Source organism: Brevibacillus sp. YAE8 (assembly GCF_057543335.1).
On the sequence record NZ_BAAIYG010000076.1, the window covers coordinates 1 to 1,107 of the forward strand.

Annotated in this window: 1 protein-coding gene; it reads right to left on the reverse strand. The window is 47.8% G+C overall.

The window, feature by feature from the left end; genetic code table 11:
• Nucleotides 1–1,051 (reverse strand): IS3 family transposase gene (locus AC27IT_RS27660; protein WP_429782500.1). Its coding sequence is split into 2 segments (ribosomal slippage), with 1,052 coding nucleotides annotated over them: nucleotides 1–793 and nucleotides 793–1,051; the frame shifts between segments, so codons are not numbered across the junction. This gene is flagged as partial in the annotation.
• Nucleotides 1,052–1,107: the final 56 nt, after the last annotated feature.

The following is a 1,107-nucleotide window of genomic DNA, read 5'->3' on the forward strand; positions in this document are numbered from 1 at the left end:
TTGCGAGCGTGAGCTATATCTCTTGGTTTCTCCAGATACAACTTTTCCGTCTTCAGGTGTGAAAAAAACGATTCAACACAAGCGTTGTCGAAGCAGTTCCCCCGTCTGGAATGGCTTCCGGTTAGCCCTTGTTCTTGCAACAGATTTGCGTATGTCTTGGTAGTGTACTGGAATCCTTGGTCGGAGTGCAGGATCGCATCTCCATTACCCAGTTGCTTCACCGTAGACAGCACAAGATCAAGATCGTTTCTCTCCGACACTTCCCAAGCAACCGTTTCGTTATTATACAGATCCAGGACCACGGACAGATAAATGAAGTCATCGACGACTCGAATATAGGTAATATCGGTTACATATTTCTTTCTAGCCTCGTCCGCAGCGAACTGGCGATTAAGGACATTGTTGAACACGATGGAGGGCTTGCGGCCGGCAAATGGACGCTTTTTGCGGATCACTGAGCGGATGCCCAATTCTCGCATCAGTCGGCGAACTTTCTTCGTATTTACTTGTAGTCCCTCTTTGCGTAGAGCCGTGCGCATTCGTTTATACCCAAAGTATGGGCGAATGCGGTGAATTGCCAGTATATGTTCCTTTAGGTCGGCATCCTGCTCCACACGTACCTTACGAACCTTCTCCGTCGCCTTCCACTTGTAGTAGCCCGCCCGGGAGACCTCCGCTATTTCGCATAGCATGACCACAGCGTACTTGCGACTCATTTCTTCGATCGTCCTAAACCGGGTTTGCTTATCCAACTTCCCTCCCCGTGTAGATTTGGATTGAGCTTTTTTAGGTATTCGACCTGCGCTTTCAAGTAGTTGTTCTCTTCCTCTAGACTGCTGAAATACTTCTTGATCCATCGCCCTCTATAGTCTTCAAACGTTTCACCGTTTTGCCGTTTCTGTACCCACTCCCGAATCTGCGTCTTACTTTTAATGCCTAATTTCTCCATTATCATTGGGTAGCTCCAATGCTCCTCAACCCGCAAACGTACTGCTTCGCTCTTCGTTGCTTCGTCATATTGCTGCTGTTTTTGCCCTTTACGTGGCGGCATAAGAAAATCCCCTCCGGTCAACAGTGTTGATCTCATCATACCATGAGGTCTTTTTT